The organism is Streptomyces sp. NPDC005878 (assembly GCF_040629815.1).
GTDB lineage: Bacteria > Actinomycetota > Actinomycetes > Streptomycetales > Streptomycetaceae > Streptomyces.
Genome location: NZ_JBEXWK010000006.1, coordinates 41990 through 65616, shown reverse-complemented (window position 1 = coordinate 65616; position 23627 = coordinate 41990). Strand labels below are relative to the sequence as shown.

22 protein-coding genes and 1 tRNA gene are annotated in these 23627 nt (G+C 73.6%); 10 read left to right on the top strand and 13 right to left on the bottom strand.

Annotation, left to right across the window (positions count from 1 at the left end; all coding sequences use genetic code 11):
- Nucleotides 1-133 precede the first annotated feature (133 nt).
- From ABZ404_RS12540 to ABZ404_RS12530, 3 genes are all read left to right on the top strand, one after another.
- Nucleotides 134-1273 carry a 3-deoxy-7-phosphoheptulonate synthase class II gene (locus ABZ404_RS12540; RefSeq protein WP_358835695.1) on the top strand — a complete coding sequence of 380 codons (1140 nt, stop codon included), beginning with the start codon at nt 134-136 and terminating at the stop codon, nt 1271-1273.
- Nucleotides 1270-2124, top strand: a complete 855-nt coding sequence (locus ABZ404_RS12535) for a shikimate dehydrogenase (RefSeq protein WP_358835688.1) — start codon at nt 1270-1272, stop codon at nt 2122-2124. Before ABZ404_RS12540 ends, ABZ404_RS12535 begins: the two co-directional genes overlap by 4 nt.
- 97 nt (nt 2125-2221) lie before the next feature.
- On the top strand, nt 2222-3043 hold the full coding sequence (locus ABZ404_RS12530; RefSeq protein WP_358990369.1) for a hypothetical protein: 822 nt from the start codon (nt 2222-2224) through the stop codon (nt 3041-3043).
- Between the two features lie 121 nt (nt 3044-3164).
- Here ABZ404_RS12530 and ABZ404_RS12525 read toward each other — a convergent pair whose 3' ends face one another.
- From ABZ404_RS12525 to ABZ404_RS12510, 4 genes are all read right to left on the bottom strand, one after another.
- Nucleotides 3165-3842, bottom strand: a complete 678-nt coding sequence (locus tag ABZ404_RS12525) for an HAD-IA family hydrolase (RefSeq protein ID WP_358835305.1) — start codon at nt 3840-3842, stop codon at nt 3165-3167.
- A gap of 46 nt (nt 3843-3888) precedes the next feature.
- Nucleotides 3889-5004: a Gfo/Idh/MocA family oxidoreductase gene (locus ABZ404_RS12520; RefSeq protein WP_358835306.1), complete on the bottom strand. Its 1116-nt coding sequence runs from the start codon at nt 5002-5004 to the stop codon at nt 3889-3891.
- Complete coding sequence (locus ABZ404_RS12515) at nt 5001-6161, bottom strand: DegT/DnrJ/EryC1/StrS family aminotransferase (protein WP_358835307.1); 1161 nt, start codon at nt 6159-6161, stop codon at nt 5001-5003. The genes ABZ404_RS12520 and ABZ404_RS12515 overlap by 4 nt, the downstream gene beginning before the upstream one ends.
- 275 nt (nt 6162-6436) lie before the next feature.
- Nucleotides 6437-6510, bottom strand: a tRNA-Pro gene (locus tag ABZ404_RS12510).
- Between the two features lie 106 nt (nt 6511-6616).
- On the opposite strand from ABZ404_RS12510, the gene ABZ404_RS12505 reads away from it, so the two are divergent.
- On the top strand, nt 6617-7093 hold the full coding sequence (locus tag ABZ404_RS12505) for a DUF309 domain-containing protein (RefSeq protein ID WP_358835308.1): 477 nt from the start codon (nt 6617-6619) through the stop codon (nt 7091-7093).
- Between the two features lie 60 nt (nt 7094-7153).
- On the opposite strand, the gene ABZ404_RS12500 is transcribed toward ABZ404_RS12505, so the two are convergent.
- From ABZ404_RS12500 to ABZ404_RS12490, 3 genes are read right to left on the bottom strand one after another with little or no spacing between them, the layout of a single operon-like run.
- On the bottom strand, nt 7154-7786 hold the full coding sequence (locus ABZ404_RS12500) for an LUD domain-containing protein (protein ID WP_358835309.1): 633 nt from the start codon (nt 7784-7786) through the stop codon (nt 7154-7156).
- Nucleotides 7783-9201 (bottom strand): LutB/LldF family L-lactate oxidation iron-sulfur protein, encoded by a 1419-nt coding sequence (locus ABZ404_RS12495; RefSeq protein WP_358835310.1) that lies wholly within the window; start codon nt 9199-9201, stop codon nt 7783-7785. Before ABZ404_RS12495 ends, ABZ404_RS12500 begins: the two co-directional genes overlap by 4 nt.
- Nucleotides 9198-9953 carry a (Fe-S)-binding protein gene (locus ABZ404_RS12490; RefSeq protein WP_358835311.1) on the bottom strand — a complete coding sequence of 252 codons (756 nt, stop codon included), beginning with the start codon at nt 9951-9953 and terminating at the stop codon, nt 9198-9200. The genes ABZ404_RS12495 and ABZ404_RS12490 overlap by 4 nt, the downstream gene beginning before the upstream one ends.
- An 81-nt stretch (nt 9954-10034) precedes the next feature.
- Here ABZ404_RS12490 and cobF point away from each other — a divergent pair, with 81 nt between their 5' ends.
- Nucleotides 10035-10790, top strand: a complete 756-nt coding sequence (cobF, locus tag ABZ404_RS12485) for a precorrin-6A synthase (deacetylating) (RefSeq protein WP_358835312.1) — start codon at nt 10035-10037, stop codon at nt 10788-10790.
- Here the strand turns inward: cobF and ABZ404_RS12480 are convergent.
- The 4 genes from ABZ404_RS12480 to ABZ404_RS12465 form a co-directional block, all read right to left on the bottom strand.
- A complete protein-coding gene (locus tag ABZ404_RS12480) occupies nt 10759-11529 on the bottom strand; it encodes a cobalt-precorrin-6A reductase (protein ID WP_358835320.1) in 771 nt (256 codons plus the stop codon). The two genes, cobF and ABZ404_RS12480, sit on opposite strands and share 32 nt — an antisense overlap.
- 328 nt (nt 11530-11857) lie before the next feature.
- On the bottom strand, nt 11858-13078 hold the full coding sequence (locus tag ABZ404_RS12475; RefSeq protein WP_358835313.1) for a cytochrome P450: 1221 nt from the start codon (nt 13076-13078) through the stop codon (nt 11858-11860).
- Nucleotides 13079-13226: 148 nt separating this feature from the next.
- Nucleotides 13227-14084 carry a ketose-bisphosphate aldolase gene (locus ABZ404_RS12470; RefSeq protein ID WP_358835314.1) on the bottom strand — a complete coding sequence of 286 codons (858 nt, stop codon included), beginning with the start codon at nt 14082-14084 and terminating at the stop codon, nt 13227-13229.
- Between the two features lie 54 nt (nt 14085-14138).
- Nucleotides 14139-15023 carry a sugar isomerase gene (locus ABZ404_RS12465; RefSeq protein ID WP_358835315.1) on the bottom strand — a complete coding sequence of 295 codons (885 nt, stop codon included), beginning with the start codon at nt 15021-15023 and terminating at the stop codon, nt 14139-14141.
- Between the two features lie 152 nt (nt 15024-15175).
- On the opposite strand from ABZ404_RS12465, the gene ABZ404_RS12460 reads away from it, so the two are divergent.
- Complete coding sequence (locus ABZ404_RS12460; RefSeq protein ID WP_358835316.1) at nt 15176-15955, top strand: DeoR/GlpR family DNA-binding transcription regulator; 780 nt, start codon at nt 15176-15178, stop codon at nt 15953-15955.
- Between the two features lie 132 nt (nt 15956-16087).
- Here the strand turns inward: ABZ404_RS12460 and ABZ404_RS12455 are convergent, their stop codons facing one another.
- Nucleotides 16088-16687 carry a TetR/AcrR family transcriptional regulator gene (locus tag ABZ404_RS12455; RefSeq protein WP_358835317.1) on the bottom strand — a complete coding sequence of 200 codons (600 nt, stop codon included), beginning with the start codon at nt 16685-16687 and terminating at the stop codon, nt 16088-16090.
- Between the two features lie 169 nt (nt 16688-16856).
- On the opposite strand from ABZ404_RS12455, the gene ABZ404_RS12450 reads away from it, so the two are divergent.
- Both ABZ404_RS12450 and ABZ404_RS12445 read left to right on the top strand, forming a co-directional pair.
- Complete coding sequence (locus ABZ404_RS12450; protein WP_358835318.1) at nt 16857-17759, top strand: phosphatase PAP2 family protein; 903 nt, start codon at nt 16857-16859, stop codon at nt 17757-17759.
- Nucleotides 17756-18640, top strand: coding sequence for a DMT family transporter (locus ABZ404_RS12445; protein ID WP_358835319.1), 885 nt, complete (start codon nt 17756-17758; stop codon nt 18638-18640). The genes ABZ404_RS12450 and ABZ404_RS12445 overlap by 4 nt, the downstream gene beginning before the upstream one ends.
- Before the next feature lie 63 nt (nt 18641-18703).
- Here the strand turns inward: ABZ404_RS12445 and ABZ404_RS12440 are convergent, their stop codons facing one another.
- On the bottom strand, nt 18704-21334 hold the full coding sequence (locus tag ABZ404_RS12440; RefSeq protein WP_358990366.1) for a TIM-barrel domain-containing protein: 2631 nt from the start codon (nt 21332-21334) through the stop codon (nt 18704-18706).
- Between the two features lie 316 nt (nt 21335-21650).
- On the opposite strand from ABZ404_RS12440, the gene ABZ404_RS12435 reads away from it, so the two are divergent.
- The gene (locus ABZ404_RS12435) at nt 21651-22661 is read left to right on the top strand and encodes an SPFH domain-containing protein (protein WP_358837628.1); all 1011 of its coding nucleotides are present in this window, start codon (nt 21651-21653) and stop codon (nt 22659-22661) included.
- A complete protein-coding gene (locus ABZ404_RS12430; RefSeq protein WP_358990363.1) occupies nt 22658-23551 on the top strand; it encodes a hypothetical protein in 894 nt (297 codons plus the stop codon). The genes ABZ404_RS12435 and ABZ404_RS12430 overlap by 4 nt, the downstream gene beginning before the upstream one ends.
- Nucleotides 23552-23627: the final 76 nt, after the last annotated feature.

The following is a 23627-nucleotide window of genomic DNA, read 5'->3' as shown; positions in this document are numbered from 1 at the left end:
TGAGTCGGACATCGAGGAACCACTGGGAGTCGGCGTGACCGCCACTACGACGGCCCTTGCCGGGCCGGGCCCCTTCGGGCCCGCACAGGGCGGGCGCCGGCCGGCCCTCGCCGAAGCGCTCGCCAAGCCCGCGCTGCAACAGCCGGGCTGGCCGGATCAGGACCACGTGGCCTCCGTGGTCGAGCGGCTGCGCGAGGCGCCGGCGATCGTCGCCCCCGCGGAGGTCGACCGGCTGCGCGAGCGCCTCGCGGCGGTCTCGCGCGGCGAGGCGTTCCTGCTCCAGGGCGGGGACTGCGCGGAGAGCTTCGCGGCGAGTACCGAGGCCCGGCTGCGGGCCACCGTCCGCTGCCTGGTGACGATGGGCGCGGCCCTGACCCGCACGGCGGGCACGCCCGTGGTGCTGGTCGGCCGCATGGCGGGGCAGTACGCCAAGCCGCGCTCCTCGGACACCGACGCGCTCGGACTGCCCGCCTACCGGGGCGACATGGTCAACTCCTTCGAGCCGGACCTGGCCGCCCGCGTCCCCGACCCCGAGCGGCTGGTACGGGCCCACGCCCACGCGTCCGCCGCGATGAGCGTCGTACGGGGCTCGGCCCACGACGGCCACGAACTCTTCGTCAGCCACGAGGCCCTGGTCCTCCCCTACGAGCAGGCGCTGCTGCGCGAGCGGCCGCCGGGCAGCCGCACCCCCGGGCTCTACGGCGGCTCCGGCCACTTCCTGTGGATCGGCGAGCGCACCCGGCAGCTCGACCACGCCCATATCGCGCTGGCCGAGCTGATCGACAACCCGGTCGGCGTCAAGATCGGCCCCAACGTCACCCCGGACGAGGCCGTGGAGTACGCGCGCCGCCTCGACCCGGACCGCACCCCCGGCCGCCTCACCTTCATCACCCGGATGGGGCACGGCAGGATCCGCGAGGCGCTGCCGCCGATCGTGGAGCGGATCACGGCCGAGGGCCACCCGGTGGTCTGGCAGTGCGACCCCATGCACGGCAACACCCAGGAGTCGCCCAGCGGTTACAAGACCCGGCGGCTCGACCACATCCTCGACGAGGTGCGCGGCTTCTTCGAGGTCCACCGGGAGCTGGGCACCTGGCCGGGCGGGCTGCACGTCGAGTCGAGCGGCGAGGACGTCACCGAATGCCTCGGGGGCCTCCAGGAGCTCTCCGACGACGATCTCGTGGCCCGCTACGAGACCCTCTGCGACCCGCGCCTGAACACCCGTCAGTCCATCGAACTCGCCCTCACGGTCGGGGAGTTGCTGGCGGCATGACCACGTCCCGCACGTCCGGTCCGGCAAGCGCCCCCGCCGTCTCCGGGACCACCCGGCTCTACGCCGTCCTCGGCGACCCGGTGGCCCAGGTCCGCGCCCCCGCACTGCTCAACGCGCTCTTCGCACGGCTGGGCACCGACGCGGTCCTGGTGCCGGTGCGGGCGGCCGCGGCGGACCTCACCCGGGTCGTCCAAGGCCTGAAGGCGATCGGCAACCTCGACGGGATGCTCTTCACCGTGCCGCACAAGGCCGCCGCCCTGGCGCTCGCCGACCGGGTGAGCACCGCGGCGGCGGTCGCGGGCAGCACCAACGCGATGCGCCGCGAACCGGACGGCACCTGGTACGCGGAGAACTTCGACGGCACCGGCTTCGTCGGTGGCCTGCGGGCGGCCGGACACGAACCGGCGGGCCGGCGCGTCGCCCTGGTGGGCGCCGGCGGCGCGGGCAGCGCGATCGCGGCGGCCCTCCTCTCCGCCGGGGTCGCGCGCCTGTCCGTCGCCGACCCCGACACCGCGCGCGTGGACGCGCTCCTGGCCCGGCTGGAAGCGCACTGGCCCGGCCGGGCCGGAGCCACGGCGGCGCCCCGGCTGGCCGACGCCGATCTGGCGGTGAACGCGACCCCGCTGGGCATGCGGCCGGACGATCCGCTGCCGTTCGAGCCGGGCGGGCTGCCGGCCGGCGCCGTGGTCGCCGACATCATCATGAAGCCGCCGCGCACCGCCCTCCTGGAGCGGGCGGCGCTCCTGGGCCGCCTCGCCCACCCGGGAACGCACATGCTGGACCACCAGCTCGACGCGTACCGGGAATTCTTCCGGCTCGTTCCGGACCGGGGGGATTCACCTTCGGAATAAGGGGATTCCAAGGGTGTCGGGGGGTGGAGAACGAAGCCTAGGGTCCGTGACGAGCCATTCCCTCATTCCGCCCCCAGAAGCGCGAGGAATTCCCGCGATGACGCATCATTCGTTGTCCATCCGCCCGCTGCCCGCGACGGGCCACCGCGCGGCCGGCGACCCGGTCGGGCTGTTCGTCTCCGACCTCGTTCCCGGCCTCGTGGAGCAACTGCGCGCCGCCGACCGCTCGGGCCGGTGGCGCTTCCACCACGTCGATGCCGCCGGGCAGCAGCCCGCCGGCATCGAGGTGCGTTTCGAGGCCGTGCCCGAGGCCGTCGACGCGCTGGAGCGGCGGCTCACCCGTGACTCGGCGCGGCTCGGCCTCGCCGTCGACGTGGCCCGCACGCCCGAGCGCGCGGCCGCGGGCCCCCCGGCGCTGTCGATCCTGACCGGCGATCTGGCCCTCGGCCTGCTCGGCGGCGAGCGGCTCGCCCCCGCCGACGAGTTCTCCGTCGCCTCCCTGCACCTGCGGCTGCTCACCGAGCTGCTGCCCGAGCGGGACCGGCTGCCCTTCCTCTTCCTCGGCTGGCAGCACTGGAGCCGCACCCTGGCTCCGACGGCCCGCCGCGACCTGCACAAGCGGGCGGGCAAGGAGGCGCAGGCCCTCTTCGCGACCACCGCCTCCACCGCCCTCGACCCCGTGCTGCGCCCGGTGTGGGCCCGGTACGCGCAGGACCTGCGGCACACCGTACGGACCACCCCGACCCTCAACTACGAGCTGTTCGACCACGCCCACGAGGTCCACACCCGGCTGGGCATCGGCCCCGAGGCCGCGGCCTCGGCCGCCCGCGCGCTGCGCTCCGCGCTGACCGGCCCGGACCACCGCGACGCGCCGACCGCGTACCAGCTGGTGCTGGGCGAGGCCCCGGTGGCGGCGTAACCCCCCGGGGAATACGGGGAAGGGCCCGGAACGCCGAAGCGTTCCGGGCCCTTCCCCGTGGGGGCGGAGCCTGTCTTCGCACCCCGCCCTCCGGGCGGACGGCGGGGGTGCGAAGACAGGCTCAGATGGCGACGCGTACGTGGACCAGGTCGAGCAGTTCGGCCGGCTCGCGCAGCACCGCGTCGGGCAGCATGGCGAGCAGCTCCTTCTCCTCGGTCTCCCCCCACAGCGCGGCGACGGCCGAGACGCCGGCGCCCCGGGCGCTGATCAGATCCGTCACCGCGTCACCGACCATCACGGCCTCGTGCGGGCCCACCCCGAGCAGGCGCAGCGCCTTGAGCACCATGTCCGGCGCGGGCTTGGCGCGGGGTGCCTCGTCGCCGCCGATGACGTACTCGAAGTGGTCGATCACGTCGAGCCGCCGCAGCAGGGAACGGGCCCGGTCGCCGCTCTTGCCGGTGGCCACGGCGAGGCGGACGCCTCCCGCGGTCAGCTCGGCGAGCAGCTCCCGGACGCCGTCGAAGAGCCGGACCTTCCCCTCCAGGCGGTAGCTCTCCCTCACGAAGGGCTCCTGCATGGCCAGGGGCAGGCCCATGGTCCGCATGATGTCCGGGAAGTACCGGCCGAGGTGACGGCTGTACTCCTCGAACGGGGCCGGACCGTCGCCGACGGTTTCGCGGTAGGCGACGCGGAACGCCTCGCGCATCACGTCGAAGCTGTCGACGAGCACGCCGTCCAGGTCGAAGACGACGGCGGTCGGCCGGCCTTCGCGTGCCAGAGAAGCGATGTCGATCTTCATCAGAACTCCTGAGCTGTGGCTGTGCCGGTACGGATCGGGTGCGGTGTCACCGCGTGACCCGCGTCGCGGCGGCGGGCTCCGCGCTGTGGCGCGGTGAGCCCGCCGAGCGGTAGAGACGCTCGATCACACCGACGGTGCGCCGGGCCTCCCGGGCCGCCCGGCCCTTGCTGTCGGGGGCGGCGAGCCGGTCCGCGATGTCGTCGAGCTGGCGGTCGTACTCGGTACCGATGGGTTCCTCGGCGAACGGCACCGCGGTGGTCTCGCCGGACCGGGTGAGCAGGAGCCGGGAGACGCCGGAGCGGCGGGGGCTGAAGCCGAAGGTGCAGCGCAGCGTGGCGGTTCCGGCCGTGCCCTCGACGGTGACGGTTGTGGTGTCGAACTCCTCGTGCGAGGCCCAGCTCGCGCGCAGCGCGAGCGAGATCCGGTTGTCGTACACCAGGAAGCCGCGGGCGGTGTCCTCGACGTCGACGCCGGCCGCCCGTCCGGTGTCCGTGTCGCCGCGCCACCCGGCCGCTGCCCGGGCGTCCGCGAGGAAGTCCGCCGACACGGCGCCGACGACCTGCTCGGCGTCGGCGTCGCCCGTCAGGGGGCCGACCACGTCGAGCAGGTGCCAGCCGAGGTCCAGCAGGGCGCCGCCGCCCGCGAGCTCGCCGTTGGTGAACCAGCCGCCCGCGCCGGGCACGCCGCGCGAGCGGACCCAGGAGGCGTCGATGTGCCGGATGGCGCCGAGGCCGCGCACGGCCTCGTACAGGGCGCGTACGTCGGCGCGCCCGCGGGCGGCGCTGCCCGCGAGCAGCACCCCGTCCCCGGCGGCCTCGGCCTCGACGAGCCGGAGCGCCTCCTCGGAGCTGAGGCAGACCGGCTTCTCGATGAAGACGGTGTGCCCGCGCTCCAGCAGGCCGACGCCGATGGCGGCGTGCAGGTGGTTGGGTACGGCGACGACCACGAGGCGGGCCTCGGCCGGGTCGATGTCCTCGATGGACGCCACGGCCCGTGCGCCCGGGGCCAGTTCGGCGACCCGGGCGCGGGCCTCGGCGACCGGGTCGACGACGGCGGCGACGGTGAAGCGGGGGTGCCGTCGCAGCCGGGGCAGCCAGATCTCCCTGGCCGCCCACCCGAGGCCGACGACGGCCACCGGTATCGGCGGGGCGGACTCGCTCACCGGGCGGCCACGGCGGCGGCGACGCGCTCGGCCACCTGGTGCATCTGCTCCTCGGTGCCCAGCAGGGTGCGGTGGTGGAGCCAGATGCTCTCCGCGTTGATCAGCTCGCTGTTGGGGCAGCGGGCGGCTATCTGCTCCACCGTCTCCTCGGGAGCCGAGTGCTCCCAGAACGCGTTGGTGCGATAGATCGCGCGGAACGAGGCGAAGGCGGGCAGACCGAGGGCGATCAGGTCGTCGACGAGCGCGTTGCGCTGGTCCTCGGTGATCCCCGGGACCCGGAACATCGCCATGTAGTGCGGGTGGCGGTCGACGCGCTCGTCGTCGCCCTGGGGCACCACACCGGCCTCGGCGAGCAGCCGGGACAGCAGCGGCCAGCGCTCCTCGCGGGTGTCGATCTGCGCGTCGAGCCGGCTCAGCTGGGCGCGGAGCACGCTCGCCGAGAACTCGTTCATCCGGAAGTTGGAGCCGGAGGTGGCGTGCCGGTACGTGCGGTCACCGCGCGGGCGGCCGCAGCTGTGCCGCAGGAAGCCGAGCTCGTAGGACTCGCGGTCGGGGAAGAGTACGGCGCCGCCCTCGCCCGCGGTCATGAGCTTGCCGTTCTGGAAGCTCATGGCGGCGATCGAGCCGAGCTCGCCGATCCGGTTGCCCTTCCAGCCGGCGCCGTGCGCGTGCGCGGCGTCCTGGACCAGTTGGATGCCGGCGTCGGCGGCGATCTTGCCGAGGGCGTCCATGTCGGCGACGACGCCCGCCATGTGGACGGGCATGATCGCCCGGGTCCGGTCGGTGACGGCGGCGGCCGCGGCGGCGGGGTCGATGTTGTAGGTGTCGAGGTCGACGTCGACCGGAACGGCGACCGCGCCGAAGCGCTGCACGGCCTGCGAGGAGGAGATGAAGGTGAAGGCGGGGACGATGACCTCGTCGCCCGGCTTGATCCCCATCACTTCGAGGGCCAGCTCCAGCGCGTGCGTGCCGGTGGTCACCGCGAGGGCGTAGGGAGCGCCGTGGTAGGCGGCGAACTCGGCCTCGAAGGTGTCGACCTCGCTGCCGCCCATGCGCCACCACTGGCCCTGCTCCAGGGCGCGGATGAGTCCCTCGCGCTCCTCGTCGCCGTACTGCGGCCAGGCCGGCAGACTCAATTCCTGGTCAAAGTTAGCCACTTCTGCACCCTTTTCCGTTTACCGAATTACGGCGAACATTACTCACGCCCGCCGGGCACAGTCATTCCCCTAAACCACCCCTAGCCCTGGGAATTGGGCCCCCTATCGGGGCCGCGCGTCCTACCGGAAAAACCCCGCCGCGAAGGGGCGGAACGACCGGGTGGCGGCATCTTCTCGGCCCCGGGTGACCGTGACGGGGCGCCCAACGGCCCCAAAAATGCCGGAAGGCCGTATCGGATGTTTCCGATACGGCCTCTGACTCGCGTTCTCGCAAGTCGGGACGACAGGATTTGAACCTGCGACCCCTTGACCCCCAGTCAAGTGCGCTACCAAGCTGCGCCACGTCCCGGTGCCCGTCTGACCTGGGGTTTCCCCCGGCCGGTCGTGCATGAGAACCATACCTCACTCAGGGCGGTGTTCCGGTACGGGGAGCGACGGCGGGGGACAATGGGCGCATGGAGACTTCTTCGCGCCGGGACCGGGACGCCGAGGGGCGGGCGCGCAACGCCCGGCCCAGGGACGGGCTGGGGCGCCCCCTGCCGTACGGCTCGCCCGGAGTGGAGCGGCAGCCGGAGGGCGTGGCGCGCACCCCGGGCGAGACCGTGGCTCAGGCGCAGCGGCTGCTCGACGCGGGGATGCCGTTCCACGCGCACGAGGTGTTCGAGGACGCCTGGAAGGCGGGGCCGGAGAGCGAGCGCGACCTGTGGCGGGGGCTCGCCCAGCTCGCCGTGGGACTCACGCACGCGGCGCGCGGCAACGCCAGGGGCGGCGCCGCGCTGCTCGCGCGGGGCGCGGACTCGCTGGGGCGGTACGCGGGGACACCGCTGTACGGAATCGACCGGGCCGGGCTCGTGGCGTGGGCCCGGGCGCTGGCCGGCCGCCTGGCTGGCCCGGTGGACGCGGCGGCCGAGGCGCCAAGGCTGACCCGCTGACGCCAGGGGGGGGAGCACGGCGGCCGAGGCGTCCCGGCCGGCCCGCCGACGCCAGGGGCGTCACCCGCCGACGAGCACCACCTCCAGCGTGCGCGGGCCGTGCACGCCCTCCACCCGGTCCAGCTCGATGTCGCTCGTCGCGGACGGCCCGGAGATCCAGGTCAGCGGGCGCGTCGGTGCGAGCCGCCCCATCGCCCGCGGGACCGACGCCACCACCTGGTCCGGCACGCGGACCACGCAGATGTGGTGGTCCGGGACGAGGGTGATCCGGCGCCTGCCCTGGTCCGGGGAGCCGTCCAGGACGAGGGTGCCGGTCTCGGCGATGGCGAGCGCGCAGCCGGTCACCACGCTGTCCACCGCGTCGAGTTCGGCCGGGGTGGACGCGGCCCGGTCCCGCACCTGGACGGCCCCGGCCGCGCTCAGCCAGCTCGGGGGCAGTCCGGGAGGCGCCAGGACCGTCGCCGCGCCGCGCTCGGCGAGCAGCCGCGCCAGCAGCGCCGGCAGGCCCTCGGCGTCCGTGCGGTGGACGAGCGCCCGGTAGTCGGCCAGGTTCGCGTGCAGCAGGTCGACGAGGGCGCCGGGGTCGTCGTCCGGGGTGTGGCTGGTGAGGTAGTCGCGGGCGGGCTCCGGCGCCTCGGGGGCGTCGGCCACGGCGGCGCGGACGCGGGCCAGGACGCGGTCGCGGGAGTTCATCGGTTCCTCTTCTTCCACCAGTCGCGGAACGGTTCCGGCGGCATCTCGGGCAGGGCGCGGCTCGCCGTCCACGCTCCGGCGCCGGGCGGGTTGGCCGGGTGCACCCTGCGGGTCCGGGTCGCCGCCCGCTCGGCCGCCGCCATCACGGCCGGCCGGTCCATGGCCCAACTCGCCGCCTTCCATGCCGCCTTCTCCAGCCGGTGGCCCCTGCCGCCCGCGTCCGCGACGCGCTCGCGCAGTCGCACGAGCACCTCGGGGATGTCGATGGCGACCGGGCACACCTCGTAGCACGCCCCGCAGAGCGAGGAGGCGTACGGCAGCGAGGCGTCGATCTCGCTGGCCGTGCCCCGCAGTTGGGGGCTGAGGATGGCGCCGATGGGGCCCGGGTAGACCGAGCCGTACGCGTGGCCGCCGGCCCGTTCGTACACCGGGCAGACATTGAGGCAGGCCGAGCAGCGGATGCAGCGCAGCGCCTGGCGGCCCACCTCGTCGGCGAGGGCGTCGGTGCGGCCGTTGTCCAGCAGGACGAGGTGGAAGGCGGAGGGGCCGTCGCCGTCGGTGGTGCCCGTCCACATGGTGGTGTACGGGTTCATCCGCTCGGCCGTGGAGGAGCGCGGCAGCGTCTGGAGGAAGACCTCCAGGTCCCGCCAGGTGGGGATGACCTTCTCGATGCCGACGACGGAGATCAGCGTCTCGGGCAGGGTCAGGCACATCCGGCCGTTGCCCTCGGACTCCAGGACGACCAGGGTGCCGGTCTCGGCCACCATGAAGTTGGCGCCGGAGATCCCGACCCTGGCGCGCAGGAACTTCTCCCGCAGATGCAGCCGGGCCGCCTCGGCCAGCTCGGCGGGGCTGTCGCTCAGGCCCTCCGGGGCGGCGCGGCCCCACTTTCCCATCTCCTCGCGGAAGATGTCGCGGATCTCGCCCCGGTTGCGGTGGATGGCGGGGACGAGGATGTGGGACGGCCGGTCGTGGCCGAGCTGCACGATCAGTTCGGCGAGGTCGGTCTCGTACGCGGAGATGCCCTCGGCGGCCAGCGCCTCGTTGAGGCCGATCTCTTGGGTGGCCATCGACTTGACCTTGACGACCTCGCGCTCGCCGGTGGCCTTGACCAGGTCCGCGACGATGCGGTTGGCCTCGTCGGCGTCGGCCGCCCAGTGGACGGTGCCCCCGGCGCGGACGACGGACTCCTCCAGCCGCACCAGGTACCGGTCGAGGTGGCGCAGGGTGTGGTCCTTGATCCGCCGGCCCGCCTCGCGCAGCTCCTGCCAGTCGGCCAGCTCGGCGACGGCCGCGGCGCGCTTGTCGCGGATGGTGTGGGTGGCGTGGCGGAGGTTGGCGCGCAGGACGGGGTCGCGGACCGCGTCCCTGGCCGCCGCGGGGAAGGCGGGCATGCCGACGAAGGTGCCGCTCATACGTAGGGCTCCGCTTCCGTACTGGCCAGGATCTCGGCGAGGTGCAGGGCCCGCAGGGGGTCGCCCCGGCGGCGCAGGATGCCGCCGAGGTGCATCAGACAGGAGCTGTCGGCGCCGCAGAGCACCTCGGCGCCGGTGGCGAGCGCGCTGTCCGCCTTGTCGGTGCCCATGGCCGCCGACACGTCCGGGTTCTTGAGGGCGAAGGTGCCGCCGAAGCCGCAGCACTCCTCGGCGCCGGGGAGTTCCCGCAGTTCAAGTCCCTTGACGGCGTCCAGGAGCCGGCGCGGCCGGTCCCCGAGTCCCAGCACGCGCAGACCATGACAGGAGGGGTGATACGTGACGGTGTACGGGAAGTACGCGCCGACGTCCGTGACGCCGAGGACGTCGACCAGGAACTCCGACAGCTCGTACATCCTCGGGACCAGCGACCGGGCGATCCCGCCGAGCTCGGTGCCCCGGCCCTCGGCGGCGGCCCGGCGGGCCAGGCGGGGGTAGTTGTCGCGGACCATCGCCGCGCAGGAACCGGACGGGGTGACCACATGGTCGTACCCCTCGAACACCGCGCCCATCCTGCGCACCAGCGGCTCGGTCTCACGGCGGTAGCCGGTGTTGAACTGGGCCTGGCCGCAGCACGTCTGGCCGGCCGGGAAGTCGACCTCCACGCCGAGGCGTTCGAGGAGCCTCACCGTCGCGATGCCCGTGGCCGGGTACACCGCGTCATTGACGCAGGTGACGAAGAGTGCGACACGCATGGTCGGAGGATAGGCGGTGCTCCCCCGTCCCGACAGGCCTCGCTGTTCGCGCCGTGGTACGGATGCGGCAGACTCGGGGCCGTGAGAAAGATCTATGTGATCGGCATCGGGGCGGGCGACCCCGACCATCTGACGCTCCAGGCCGTCAAGGCGCTGAACAAGGCGGATGCCTTCTTCATCATGGAGAAGGGCGAGGAGAAGTCCGATCTGACCGGGCTGCGCCGGGACATTCTCGACGCGCATGCCGGCGGGCGCCCGTACCGCCTGGTCGAGGCGCGCGACCCGGAGCGCGACCGCGGGACGTCAAACTACTCACCGGCCGTCGACGACTGGCGGCGCCGCCGGGCCGACCTCTACGAGCGGTTCATCGTGGACGATCTGGCCGAGGACGAGTGCGGGGCGTTCCTGGTGTGGGGCGACCCGGCGCTGTACGACTCCACGCTCGGCATCCTGGAGGAGATCCTGGAGCGGGGCACGGTGGAGTTCGACCATGAGGTGGTGCCGGGCATCAGCAGCGTCTCGGCGCTCCTGGCCAAGCACCGTACGGGGCTGAACCGGGTGGCGAGGCCCGTGCAGATCACCACCGGGCGGCGGTTCGCGGAGGGCTGGCCGGAGGGGGTGGACGACGTGGTGGTGATGCTCGACGCACGCCAGGCGTTCACCCGCCACCTCGACCAGGACGCGTACATCTACTGGGGCGCCTACGTCGGCACGCCGGACGAGATCCTGGTTCAGGGGCGCCTGTCGGAGGTCTCCGGCCGTATCGAGGAGCTGCGGGCGCGGGCCCGGGAGCGCAAGGGCTGGATCATGGACACGTATCTGCTGCGGCGGAACTGAGCAGCGCGAGGACGCTGTCCACGTCCGGGACGGTGGTGACCCCCGCGGGCGGCTCGGGGCGCCGCACCACGACGACCGGCAGGCCGAGTTCGCGGGCGGCGGTGAGTTTGGCGGCGGTGGCGGGGCCGCCGCTGTCCTTGGTGACGAGCACGTCGACGCGGTGCTCCCGCAGCAGCCGCCGCTCCCCGTCGAGGGTGAACGGGCCCCGGTCGAGGAGGACTTGGCAGTGGCGGGGGGTCGGCGGGTCCGGAAGCTCCACGGACCGGACGAGGAACCAGAGCGGGTCGGGACCGCTGTCGCCGACGGGTACGAAGGCGGCGAGGCCGAGGCGGCCGGTGGTGAGGAACACCCGGCGGCCGAGCGAGGGCAGCAGGGCGGCGGCCTCGTCGAGGGTGCGCACGCTGTGCCAGCGGTCGCCCGGGCCCGGGGCCCAGCCGGGGCGGCGCAGGGCGATGAGCGGGGTGCCGGTGCGGCGGGCGGCGTCGGCGGCGTTCTCGCTGATGCGGTGGGCGAAGGGGTGGGTGGCGTCGAGGAGCGCGGTGACGTGGTGCTCCCGCATCCACGCCGCGAGCCCCTCGGCGCCGCCGAACCCTCCCACGCGGAGCTCGCCCGGGAGCGCGCGGGGGGTGCCGACGCGTCCGGCGAGGGAGGTGGTGACGCGGATGCCGACGGCGTCGAGGGCGGCGGCGAGCTCGCGGGCTTCGGTGGTGCCGGCGAGGATCAGGGTGTGGGGGGGCAGGGGGTTGGCGGGGGTGGGCATGGGCCGAGGATAGTTCCCCGCGCCCCGCCCCTTCCCTGAATCCTCCGGAGGCGGGTGGGCGGGGGCGAGGTCCCCGGGCCCCGGCGCGGTGGCCCGCGGCCCCGGGGCCCCGCTTTCGTCCTCTCCCGCGGGCCGGTGGGGGCTGGTCGCGCAGTTCCCCGCGCACCTGAAGGAACGGGGCCTTCGGCCCCTGTTCCCCCGCCACACCGTCCCCCTCAGGGGCACGAGGCCCGGCTCGAAGGGGCGCGGGGAACCGCGCGACCGGCCGACCCCCCACCCGCAGACGAAAGACCGCCCACAACACCCCTCACCACGCCAGCTCCAGCACCTCCGGTGACCGGTGGATCAGCGTTGGTCTCATCCGTACCGGTGCGTCCGGGGACGCCAGGCGCAGGGTGGGGAAGCGGCTGGTCAGCAGTTGGATGGTGATGCGGAGTTGCTCGCGCGCCAGCTGCGCGCCCGGGCAGCTGTGGGCCCCGTGGCCGAACGCGAGGTGGCGGGAGGCCGGGCGGGTGATGTCGAAGACGTCGGGGCGCTCGTGGCGCCGCGCGTCCCGGTTCGCCGAGCCGAAGGCCACGAAGACGGCCGCGCCCGTGGGCAGCTCCGTCCCGGACAGCAGCACCGGCCGCGTCGTGATGCGCCGGAACCCCTGAAGGGCGGAGTCGTACCGCGCCGCCTCCTCCACCGCCGCCGGAATCAGCTCCGGCTTCTCGCAGAGCAGCTCCCACTGCGCGCGATGGCGCAGCAGGTGCAGCACCGTCGTGCCGATCTGCGCGCTCGTCGTCAGATGCCCGGCGAGGAGGAAGTTCTGGAGGTGGGCCACCATTTCGTGGCGCTCCTCCAGGGTCAGTTCACCCGTGCCGGGCGCGAGCGCGGTGAGCAGCGCCGTGCACAGGTCGTCGCGCGGCCGGGCCCGTCTCGCGCGCAGATACGTGTCGAGCAGTTGCTGCATCGTCACCACGTCCCGCGCCGCGGCGATCTGCTCCGGCTCCTCCAGCGGCCGGAACAGCAGTTCCTCGGCCCGGTTGCCGCCGTGTACCGCCACCGGCACATCCGCCGGGTCCAGGCCGATCAGCCGTCCGACGACGTCCCCGGGCAGCAGCGTCGCGTACTCCCCCATCAGCTCCACCCGCCCCCGCCCCGCGAACGACTCCACCAGGGCAGTGGCGCGCTCGGTGGCGTACGGCAGCACGGCGGCGACCCGGGCGGCCGACAGGCCGTGGACGATGGGGGCGCGCAGCCGGTGGTGCTGGGGGCCGTCGGAGGTGACGACGACCGGGCGGCCGCCGAAGCCGGAGCCGAGTTCGGCGAGGACGGCGGGGCCGGGGATGACGTCGGGGCGCAGCGCGTTCGCCGAGGAGAACGCCTCGGGGCGGCGCAGTACCTCGCGTACGTCGGCGTCGCGCGCCACCAGCCAGGCGTCCAGTTCGGGGACGAAGGTCAGGCCCTCGGCGCGGCGGGCGCGCGCGTAGTGCGGATAGGGGTCGCGCTGGAGCGCGTCGAGCCGTGCGTGCTCATGCCTGTCCACAGGCTCATCGTGTACGAAGCGGCTCTCCGGCGGAAGAGCACCGGTAGGGGAAGAGCACCGGTAGGGGCGGACATGTCCGGGGGCGGGGCGGCGGGGTCCGCACCCCGGGGCAAGCCCGCTTCGCCCCGCCCCGTCCCGGCCCCCCGCCTCACCCCTCCGTGGTCAGCACCCCGATCAGCCGGGTGACCGTCTGCACCATCGCCTGCCGCCCGACGGTGAGATAGCCGCGGGCGTCGACCGCCTCGGGATGGGCGGCGAGATAGGCGCGGATCGCGTCGGTCATGGCGATGTTCAGCGCCGTACCGATGTTGATCTTCGACATACCGCCGGCGACCGCCGCCGTCAGCTCCTCGTCGGGGACGCCCGAGGAGCCGTGGAGCACCAGCGGGACGTGCAGCGCCGCGTCGAGGCGGGCGAGCAGCGCGTGGTCGAGCGCGGCCGTGCGGGTGGTCATGGCGTGGGTGTTGCCGATGGCGACGGCGAGCGCGTCCACCCCGGACTCCGCGACGAAGGCGCGCGCCTCCCCGGGGTCGGTCCGGGCGCCGGGCGCGTGCGCGTCCAGCGGCGGCCGGCCGTTCTTGCCGCCGACCTCCCCCAGCTCGGCCTCGATCCACAGCCCCTGGGTGTGCGCCCAATCAGCGGCGGCACGCGTCGCGGCGAGGTTCTGCTCGTACGGCAGATGGCCGCCGTCGTACATCACCGAGCTGAACCCGGCGTCGGCCGCCTGCCGCAGCAGGTCGTCGCGTTTGACGTGGTCGAGGTGGAGCGCCACCGGTACGGCGGCGGCCTCGGCGGCGGCGACGGCGGCCCGGGCGAGCGGCAGCACCCGGCCGTAGCGGTATGTCACCGCGTTCTCGCTGATCTGGAGGACGACCGGCGAGTGCGCGGCCTCGGCGCCGGCGATGACGGCCTCGGCGTGCTCCAGCGTGATGATGTTGAAGGCGGCGACGGCGCCGCGCTTGGCGGCGGCTTCGGCGACCAGTGCCCCGGTCCGGGCGAGTGGCATCGTGCTTCCCCTGTCCTGTGGTGTCCTCGTGCTCGTGGCGTTGTCGGGCCCGGGTCAGGAGCCGTCGAGGATCACCGAGCGGGTGAGGTGGCGCGGGCGGTCCGGGTCCAGGCCCCGGGCGGCGGCGACGGCGACCGCGAGCCGCTGCGCCCGGACGAGTTCGGCCAGCGGGTCGAGGTGCCCGGCCACCCACTGGGCGCCGGTGGCCCGCACCTGGTCGGCGAGGCCGTCCGGGGCCTCGCCGAACATCCAGGTGGCGGTGGTGGCGGTGGAGATGCTGATCGGACCGTGGCGGTACTCCATCGCGGGGTAGGCCTCGGTCCACGACAGCGAGGCCTCGCGCATCTTCAGCGCGGCCTCTTGGGCGAGCCCGACGGTCCACCCGCGCCCGAGGAACGTGAACTGGCTCCGGCCGACGAGCCCTTCGGGCAGCGGCTCGGCCAGCGCGGTGCGGGCGTCGGCGACGGCCTGCTCGGTGGGGAGGCCGAGGTGGGCGCGGAGCAGGGTGAGGGCGGTGGTGGCGAAGCGGGTCTGCACCACGGACTCCTCGTCCGCGAACTCCAGGACCACGAGGTCGTCGGCGGCCCGCATCACCGGCGTCTCCGGGTCGGCGGTGATCGCGGTGGTGCGGGCGCCGCCGCGCACCCGGGTGAGGAGTTCGAGGACCTCGGTGGTGGTGCCGGAGCGGGTGAGGGCGACCACCCGGTCGTAGGAGCGGCCCGCCGGGTACTCGGAGGCGGCGAAGGCGTCGGTCTCGCCCTGGCCCGCGCCCTCGCGCAGGGCGGCGGCGGCCTGGGCCATGAAGAGCGAGGTGCCGCAGCCGACGATCGCGACCCGCTCGCCCGGCGCGGGGAGGGCGTCCTTGCGGTGCACCGCCAGCTCGGCGGCGCGCTTCCAGCACTCGGGCTGGCTGCTCAGTTCGTTCTCGACGTGGCTCATGCCGGGCTCCCACTCCCTCTGGATCCGTCGATGCATGTTTCCGGATGCATGTTTCTGCAAAATATAGCTAGCTTTCGAGCACAATCAAGCATTCGAGCGTGGGTTAAAGTCACAGGTCGGTGGGGGAGAGCACAGGAGAGAAGAGGATCCGGATGTCGCGCGACGCCCGCTGGCAGGCACTGCTCGAACTGCTCGTGGAGCAGGGCCGCCTCGACGTCGAGGAGGCGGCGACGGTGCTCGGCGTCTCGGCCGCGACCATCCGCCGCGACTTCGACCAGCTCGCCGAGCAGCAGATGCTGGTGCGTACGCGCGGGGGCGCGGTCGTCCACGGGGTCAGTTACGAACTGCCGCTGCGCTACAAGACCGCCCGGCGGGCCTCGGAGAAGCAGCGCATCGCGAAGGCCGTGGCGGATCTGGTCGCGCCCGGCGAGGCGGTGGGGCTCACCGGTGGCACGACGACCACGGAGGTGGCGCGGGCCCTCGCCGTGCGGCCGGAACTCGCCTCCGGCTCACCGGCGTTGACGATCGTGACCAACGCGCTGAACATCGCCAACGAGCTGGCGGTACGGCCGCAGTTCAAGATCGTGGTGACCGGCGGGGTGGCCCGGCCGCAGTCGTACGAACTCACGGGCCCGCTGGCCGGGGGCGTACTGAACCAGATCACCATGGACGTGGCGGTGCTCGGGGTCGGCGCGTTCGACGTGGCGCACGGGGCGACCGCCCACGACGAGGACGAGGCGGGGATCAACCGGCTGCTGTGCGAGCGGGCCGAGCGGGTCGTGGTCGCCGCCGACTCCACGAAGCTGGGGCGGCGGACATTCGCGCGGATCTGCGCGACCGACCAGGTGGGCACGCTGGTAACCGACGCGGGTGTCTCCGCGGAAACGGTCGCGCGGTTCACCGACGCGGGGGTCAGGGTGCTGGCGGTCTGAGCAAGACCGTCCGGGTTCGGGGCCTCGGGCGGGTGGCTGGGCGGTCGCGGGCGACGGAGGGCTTTCGAGCCCGTGCACCGGGGAAGGACGGGTCCGCCAACCCCTTGGGAAACCGGCCGAGTTGACGGAGCGTCAGTCCAGGCCGAGCGCCGGCAGCAGGACCGCTTCCAGGAAGTCGAGCAGCGTGTCCTCGCCGGTGAACCGGTCCTCGAAGAGGCGTTCCACCCGCAGGACGCCCATGAACGCGGGCGCCACGAAGTCGATCGCGCGGTTGTCCGCGGCCACCTCGCCGCGCTCCACCCCGCGCCGCAGCATCGCGTCCAGCGCCGCGATCTCCGGGTTCAGTACGGTCTCGCGCAGCGCCTCGCGCAGATCGGGGTGCATCACATAGGCCTGGCCCACGGCCTCCATCAGCTCGGCGTCGCGGCCCTTGCCGCGTGACGCGGCGCGGGCCGCCTCGCGCAGGTCGCCGGCCAGGGTGCCCGTGTCGATCCCGGTGAAGAACGAGCAGCGGCTCGCGCCGAGCGCCGCGGTGACCAGGACCGGCTTGGACTTCCACTGGCGGTAGAGCGTGGCCTTGCCGCACTTGGTGCGCGCGGCGACGCCCTCCATGGTCACGGCGTCGTAGCCGCCCTCGCGCAGCAGGTCCAGCACCGCCTCGTACAGCTCCAGCTCCCGCTCGGGGCTGATCTTGCTGCGGCGTGCGGCGGCCGTCGCGGCCTGCGTGGACATCGTGTCCCTCCGGTGCGTGGGGCAGGGCTCCTGCTGGTACGAGGGTAAGCCCCGCCCCTCCGAGACGCAAACGTATCGAGACGTTTGCGTCTCGATGAAATCCGATCTAGCCTTCCTACGTTTGCTTGTCCGATTTCTGCTCGAATTCTCGTCTCAGAGGGGCCGGAGAATGACTGCCGGTATACGTCCAGGGACCCGGCGTCCCACCGGACCGGAGACGACCGGTACCCTCCGGCCGCCCCTGGTGCGCGAGCTGCTGCTCGTGACCGCGCTCTTCCTCGTGTACAAGTTCGGCCGCCAGGTGGCCAACGGTTACGAGACACGCGCCTTCGACAACGCCGACCGCGTCTGGGACTGGGAGCGCGCGCTCCATCTGCCCGGCGAGGGCGCGGTGCAGCGCCTGCTGCTCCACGACGACACTGTGATCCACGTCGCCAACACCTTCTACGCCACCGTCCACTTCCCCGCGACGGTCGCCTTCCTGGTCTGGCTGTACGTCCGCCGGCCCGCCCACTACCTCTGGTCCCGCCGGGTCCTGGCCCTGGTGACCACGGCCGCGCTCGCCCTGCACATCCTGGTGCCGCTGGCGCCGCCCCGGATGCTGGCGGCGGCCGGGCTCGTCGACACCGCGCAGGTGTACGGACCGTCGGTGTACGCGGCGACACCGGACACCGACACCATGGCCAACCAGTTCGCGGCGATGCCGTCGCTGCACTTCGGCTGGGCGCTGATGGTGGCGATCGGTCTGATCGCCGCGACCCGCGGCCGGTGGCGCCTGCTGTGGCTGCTGCACCCGGTGCTCACCCTGCTGGTGATCGTCGGCACCGCCAACCACTACTGGCTGGACGCGCTCGTCGCGACCGCGCTGCTCGGCGCCGCCCTGTACCTGGTGCCGCGGCCGGCGCCGGTACGCACCGGACGCACCCTCGCCGTGCGGGTACGCCGTGCCCCCGCCCCCCGGCCCGCCGTGGCCCCCGAAACCGCCCGTGCCCCGGAATCTGCCCTGACCTCCGGGCGCACGGGCACCCCCCGCCCCGCCGACGAGCCCGTGCTCGCGGAGGCCCTGCGATGAACGAGTCCGCGGTCCTCGCCGTCCTGCTCTCGCTCGCCTCGGCCGCCGGGTACGCCCTCGCCGCCGTCGCCCAGTCCCGGCTGGCCTCCACCGACGGGGGCGGCGGACTGGCCGCGCTGCTCGCCCGCCCCCAGTGGTGGTGGGCCGTCGGGCTCAACGCGGCGGGTGCCCTGATGCACGTCGCCGCGCTCCACTACGGCCCGCTCACCCTGGTGCAGCCGCTGGGCGCACTCACGCTCGTCGCCGCGCTGCCCATCGGCGCGTACTACCAGCGGCGCCGGGTCACCCGCCGCGAGTGGCGCGGCGCCGCCTGGACGCTGGCGGGGCTGGCCGGACTGATCGCGGTGACCGGGCCCGCCTCGCCCGGGGACGCGCTGAGTCTGCGGGAGGCGCTCGCGGTCGCGGCGGCCACCGCGCTCCTGATCGCGGCGGCCTCCCGGGCCGGGGAGGGCCACGGCCGCGTCGGCCTCGGCCACGCCACCGCCTCGGGTGTCGCCTCCGGTGTGGGCTCCGCGCTCACCCAGACCGTCACCGCCTCGCTCGCCCGCGAGCTGCCGGGCGGCCCGCTCGCCTGGTGGCAGACGGCTCTGCTGGCCGTGCTCGTGGCGGCGTTCGCCGTGGGCGGGCTGCTGCTCTCGCAGTCCGCGTTCCGGGGCGGCCTCGCGGCGCCGCTCGCCGTGGTGAACCTCGCCAACCCGGCGGCGGCCGCCGTGATCGGGGTGGCGCTGCTGGGCGAGCGGTTCCACGGAGGCCCGCTCGGCTGGCTCACGGCCGCGGTGGCGGCGGCGGTCGCCGCCCGTGGCGTGCTGATGCTGACCGGCGCCGAGCCCCCGCAGGTCCCGGCCCCGCGCGCCCCGGAACCGGCGCGCCTACCGGTCTGAGAGCGCGGACGGACAGCGGGGCCGCACCGGGATTCCCGGTGCGGCCCCGCTGTCCGTGTGGGGTCAGACGAGGGTGACCGTGAAGCCGTGGGCGGTCGGGACGGAGGCCGTCCTCACCTCCGTCACGCCGGTCCGGGCGTCGTGGAACCACCCCGAGCCGGCCTCGGCCAACTCCCGCGCCGAGCCGTGGCGGTGCAGCCGCTCGCCGCCCATGACCACCGCGGCGGGCGCGGACGCGGCGTGCACCGTGAAGCGGTACGCGCGCGCCGAGGGCTTGCCCGTGTACGTGCCCACGCTGGGGCCGACCTCGATGACCGAGGCGCGGCCCCCCGCGTGCACCTGGACCTTCTGGGTGGCGGAGGCTCCTTGCGCGAACCGGCGGGTCACGCCGTCGTCCTCGTACAGCGTGTACGAGGACCTGCCCGCCCGCGGGTAGATGTCGTAGTCCATCTCGCCCTTGTCCCGGGTCTGCCAGGACAGCGTGCCCTCGGGCCACATCGGCACGATGGAGCCGCCCTTCACGAACAGCGGAAGGGTGACGAGCGGTGCCTTGTAGCCGTTGACCGTGGTCGGGCCCCGGTAGGTCTTCCCCGTCCAGTAGTCCGTCCAGGTGCCCTTGGGCAGATAGATCCCGTCGCGCACCTCGGTGTCGCTGTAGACCGGGGCGACCAGGAAGTCCGGGCCCGCCAGGAACTCGTACTTCGCGTTCGGGCCGAGCGTGTCCGGGTCGTCCGGGTACTCCAGGGAGAGCGGCCGGACCGCGCCGACACCGGTCTTCGTCGCCTCCCGGGAGAGCCCGTACATGTACGGGATGAGCCGCTCCTTGAGCTGGAGGTACTTGCGGTTGATGGAGGTGTACGGCTCGCCGTCGAGCCAGGGCTGCTGGTCGTGCGGCTGGTGCGTGGTGAGGTCGCTGGACCAGCCGTCCATGGTCATGATGGCGGGCAGGAACGCCTTCCACTGGAGGTCGCGGGCGTACATCTTCGGGTCGTGGGCGTAGATGCTGCCCACGTCGCCGGTGTTGTAGGCGATCCCCGAGAGGGTGGCTCCCGCGTAGGTGGGGATCTGCCAGCGGATGTAGTCCCAGCTTAGCTTCTGGTCGCCGCTCCACAGCACGCCGCACCGCTGGGCGCCCGCCCAGGAGACGGGCAGCCAGACGAAGCCGCGGGCGTCGCTGTTGTCCTCGATGCCGGCCTTCGCCTGGTCGCAGGCGTTCAGGGCGAAGCCGTAGCCGTTGCCGACCCAGGCGACGTCGAGCTTGGCGACGCGCTGGCCCGCCTTGACCTGCTCGGCGAGCTTGTCGAGGCCGTCCTGGGTCCACAGGCCCAGCTGGGCGTGGTGGGCGTTGAGGCCCTGGCCGGTCTCGGCGAGGTTCTCGTAGCCGCAGCCGTAGCCGTCGTTGACGAGCATCCAGCCCAGTGGCATCCGGTTCTGCGTGTATCCATCAGCGACCTTGAGCGCGTCCAGGGTGTGCCGCTCGCCCCGGTTGGCGTTGTGCAGATAGCAGTCGGAGTCGCCGGGTTCGAGCCCGTACACCGGAGGCATGAACGGCTTGCCCACCAGGGAGGTGTACTTGCCGATCACGGACTTCACGTCACCGGTGAAGTAGTAGGCGTCCAGGCGGCGTTCCTGCTGGCCGGTGCGGACGTGGGGGCCGAAGTCGTAGACGCCGGGCGCGAAGGTGTGGCGGAAGACGCCGTAGCCCGCCGAGGAGACGTAGAAGGGCTGGGAGTTGTTGTAACCGCCCTCGTTCCAGTTGGTGTTGTTGCCGACGTTCATGACCTGGTCGCGGTGGGAGAAGCTGCCGTTCTGCTCGCCGCCGCCGAAGAACTGCTCGGTGGCGCCGCGCGTCAGGCTCTGGCGCAGGCCGCCGGTGGTCCAGCGCAGCGGGTCGGCCTCCTGCCATATCGGGGTGCGGTTGTCGGCCTTGTAGAGGGCGAACCGCAGGGGCTTCTTGTAGACGCGCAGGACGGTGCCCCCGGCGCGGATGCCGTGGTAGGCGCCCGCGTCGAAGGAGGTGGTGGCCCGGCGCGGCTCCGGCTGCCGCTGGATCATGCGGCTTCCCGGCGGGTCGGCGAGGACGCCGTCGGGCGAGGCCTGGAGGCGCAGGGTGTCGTCGGCGAAGAACTCGGCCCGCGCCGTGAGCGCGCCCGCCGCGATCTCGTACCTGCCCTGCCCGCCGGTGAAGCCCGTGAGGTTCCCGGCGTCGCTCGCCTCGGGCAGATAGGCCTTGCCCGTGAAGAAGTTGTCGTGCACGTCGTAGGGGACGACGACCACGTGGTACGTGCCCGACGCCCTGGGGATGACCGTGGCCTCGGGGTCGGCGGTCCCGGCGCTCTCGGCGACCTTCCTGCCCGCCGCGTCGTAGATGTAGAGGTCGAAGTCGTCGGTGGGTTTCTCCCACTGGATGGAGACGGGGACCCCGCCCTCGGGGTTGTCGTCCCACTCACCGGCGGGCGGGTTCACCGTCAGGTCGAACCGGGCGCAGACGGCGTCGGCCGGGTCCTCGGCGGGGGTGCCGCACTTGTCGGGCGAGCCGACCGTGCCCTTGGGATAGACCGGGCTCTGCCAGGTGACGCTCGTGGAGGCGCCGTCGAGCGTGCCCGAGGGCGGGGCGGCGTCGGCCGCCGAGGCGGCCGGGACCGTGAGGGCGGTGAGGGTCAGCGCGGCCGCCGCGAGCACGGCGGCGGCCACTCTCCCCGGACGGTGTCGAAGATTCCGCAAGGAGTGTTCTCCGTTCGTACCGAGCCGCTTCCGAGCCGCGCCCGGGGGTGTCTCCGAGCTGCCGCCGAAGCCGCTGTCGAACAACAGGGATGCGGTGCGTGCGCGTTCATGCTTGGAACTGCTGGGTTTCGAGCATCAAGATTCATGACACGGCCGGTACATGTCAACGGCTTCGCGCATACCGGACGAGTAAAGCCGTACGGCCGGCTCCCCACTTTCGTCACCTTGACGATATTCGCGCGACCCAATATCGTCGCTGTGACGAAAACGAGGAGGTCCCGCCGCCATGGCCGACATCAACCGCAGACTGGGCCTGCGTCATCTGCGCTCCGCCCCCACCTCCCACATCCGCCACCACAAGCGCGGCCGGCTCGTCCACGACGGGCCCGGGCTCAGCTTCTGGTTCCGGCCGCTGAGCGCCGCGCTCTCCGAAGTGCCGGTCGACGACCGGGAGCTGGCGATGGCCTTCCACGCCCGCACCTCGGACTTCCAGGACGTCACCGTGCAGGCCACCGTCACCTACCGGATCAGCGACCCGGCCGTCGCCGCGGCCCGGCTGGACTTCTCCGTCGACCCCGACAGCGGGGTCTGGCGCGGCGCCCCGCTGGAACAGCTGTCCACCCTGCTCACCGAGACCGCCCAGCAGCACGCGCTCGACGTCCTCGCCCGCACTCCGCTGGCGGCGGCCCTCGTCGACGGGGTGGCCTCGGTGCGCGAGCGGATCTCGGACGGTCTCGCGGCCGAGCCCCGGCTGCCCGCCACCGGGATCGAGGTGGTGGCCGTACGCGTGGTCGCCATCCGCCCCGAGCCGGAGGTGGAGCGGGCGCTGCGCACGCCGGCCCGCGAGCAGATCCAGCAGGAGGCCGACCGGGCGACGTACGAGCGGCGGGCGGTGGCCGTCGAGCGCGAGCGCACGATCGCCGAGAACGAGCTGGCCAGCAAGATCGAACTCGCCCGCCGGGAGGAGCAGTTGGTCGAGCAGCGCGGCACCAACGCCCGCCGCGAGGCCGAGGAGAACGCCGCCGCCGACGGGGTACGCGCCGAGGCCGAGGGCGCCCGTACGGTCCGGCTCGCCCGCGCCGAGGCCGAGGCCGCCCGCACCACCGGCGAGGCGCGTGCCCAGGCGCAGGCTGCCTGGCTGCGGGTGCACACCGACACCGACACGGCGACGCTCCACGCGCTCACCGCGACCCGGCTGGCCGAGAACCTGCCCCGGATCGACAGCCTCACCCTCTCCCCCGACGTGCTCACCGGCCTGCTCGCCAAGCTGGCCCGCCCGGGCGGTGAGGAGCGGTGAGCCTCGCGCCGCGCGCGGTGCTGGTCCACCGCACCACGGAGTACGAGGAGTTGCTCGCCCGGCACGGCACGCACGGGCAGGCCGCCTTCTTCCTCGCCTCGCGCGGGCGCTCCCTCGACGAGGTGGCCGAGCGCCACCACCGCGCCCGGCGGGCGCTCACCGAGGTGGCGGCGGCGGTGCCGCTGCGCTGGCGGCAGTCGCGGGTGGAGCGCGCCGACCTGGACCGGTTCCTGTTCGCGCCGCAGGACGTGGTCGTCGTCGTCGGCCAGGACGGGCTGGTCGCCAACGCGGCCAAGTACCTCGCGGGCCAGCCCGTGATCGGCATCGACACCGACCCGGGCCGCAACCCGGGCGTCCTGGTCCGCCACCGCCCGTCCGACGCGGCCGCGTTGCTCGCCTCCGCCGCCACCGGCCGCGCCGACGAGCTCACCATGGTGGAGGCGGTGGCGGACGACACCCAGCGGCTGCTCGCGCTCAACGAGATCTATCTGGGTCCGCCCGGCCATCAGACCGCCCGCTACCGTCTGGGCCCGGACGACCCGGACTCCGCCCCCGAACCCCAGGCCTCCTCCGGGCTGCTGGTGGGCACCGGTACCGGGGCCACGGGCTGGCTGCGCTCGCTCTGGCAGCAGCGCGGCAGCGGGCTCGCGCTGCCCGGTCCGGCCGATCCCCGGCTCATCTGGTTCGTACGGGAGGCGTGGCCCTCCCCCACGACCGGGACGAGCCGGGTGGAAGGGGTGCTGGAGAGCGCCGAACGCCTGCGGGTCACCGTCGAGTCGGACCGCATGGTGGCCTTCGGCGACGGAATCGAGTCGGACGCACTGGAGTTGACATGGGGTCAGACGGTGCGCCTGGGGCGGGCCGACACGGCGCTGCGGCTCGTCGGATAGCGACGTCGGCCCGTGATCACGCTGCCCCGTGAGCGCGTGAGCCCCCTCACAGTGCGTAATCCACTTTCTCCTCTCT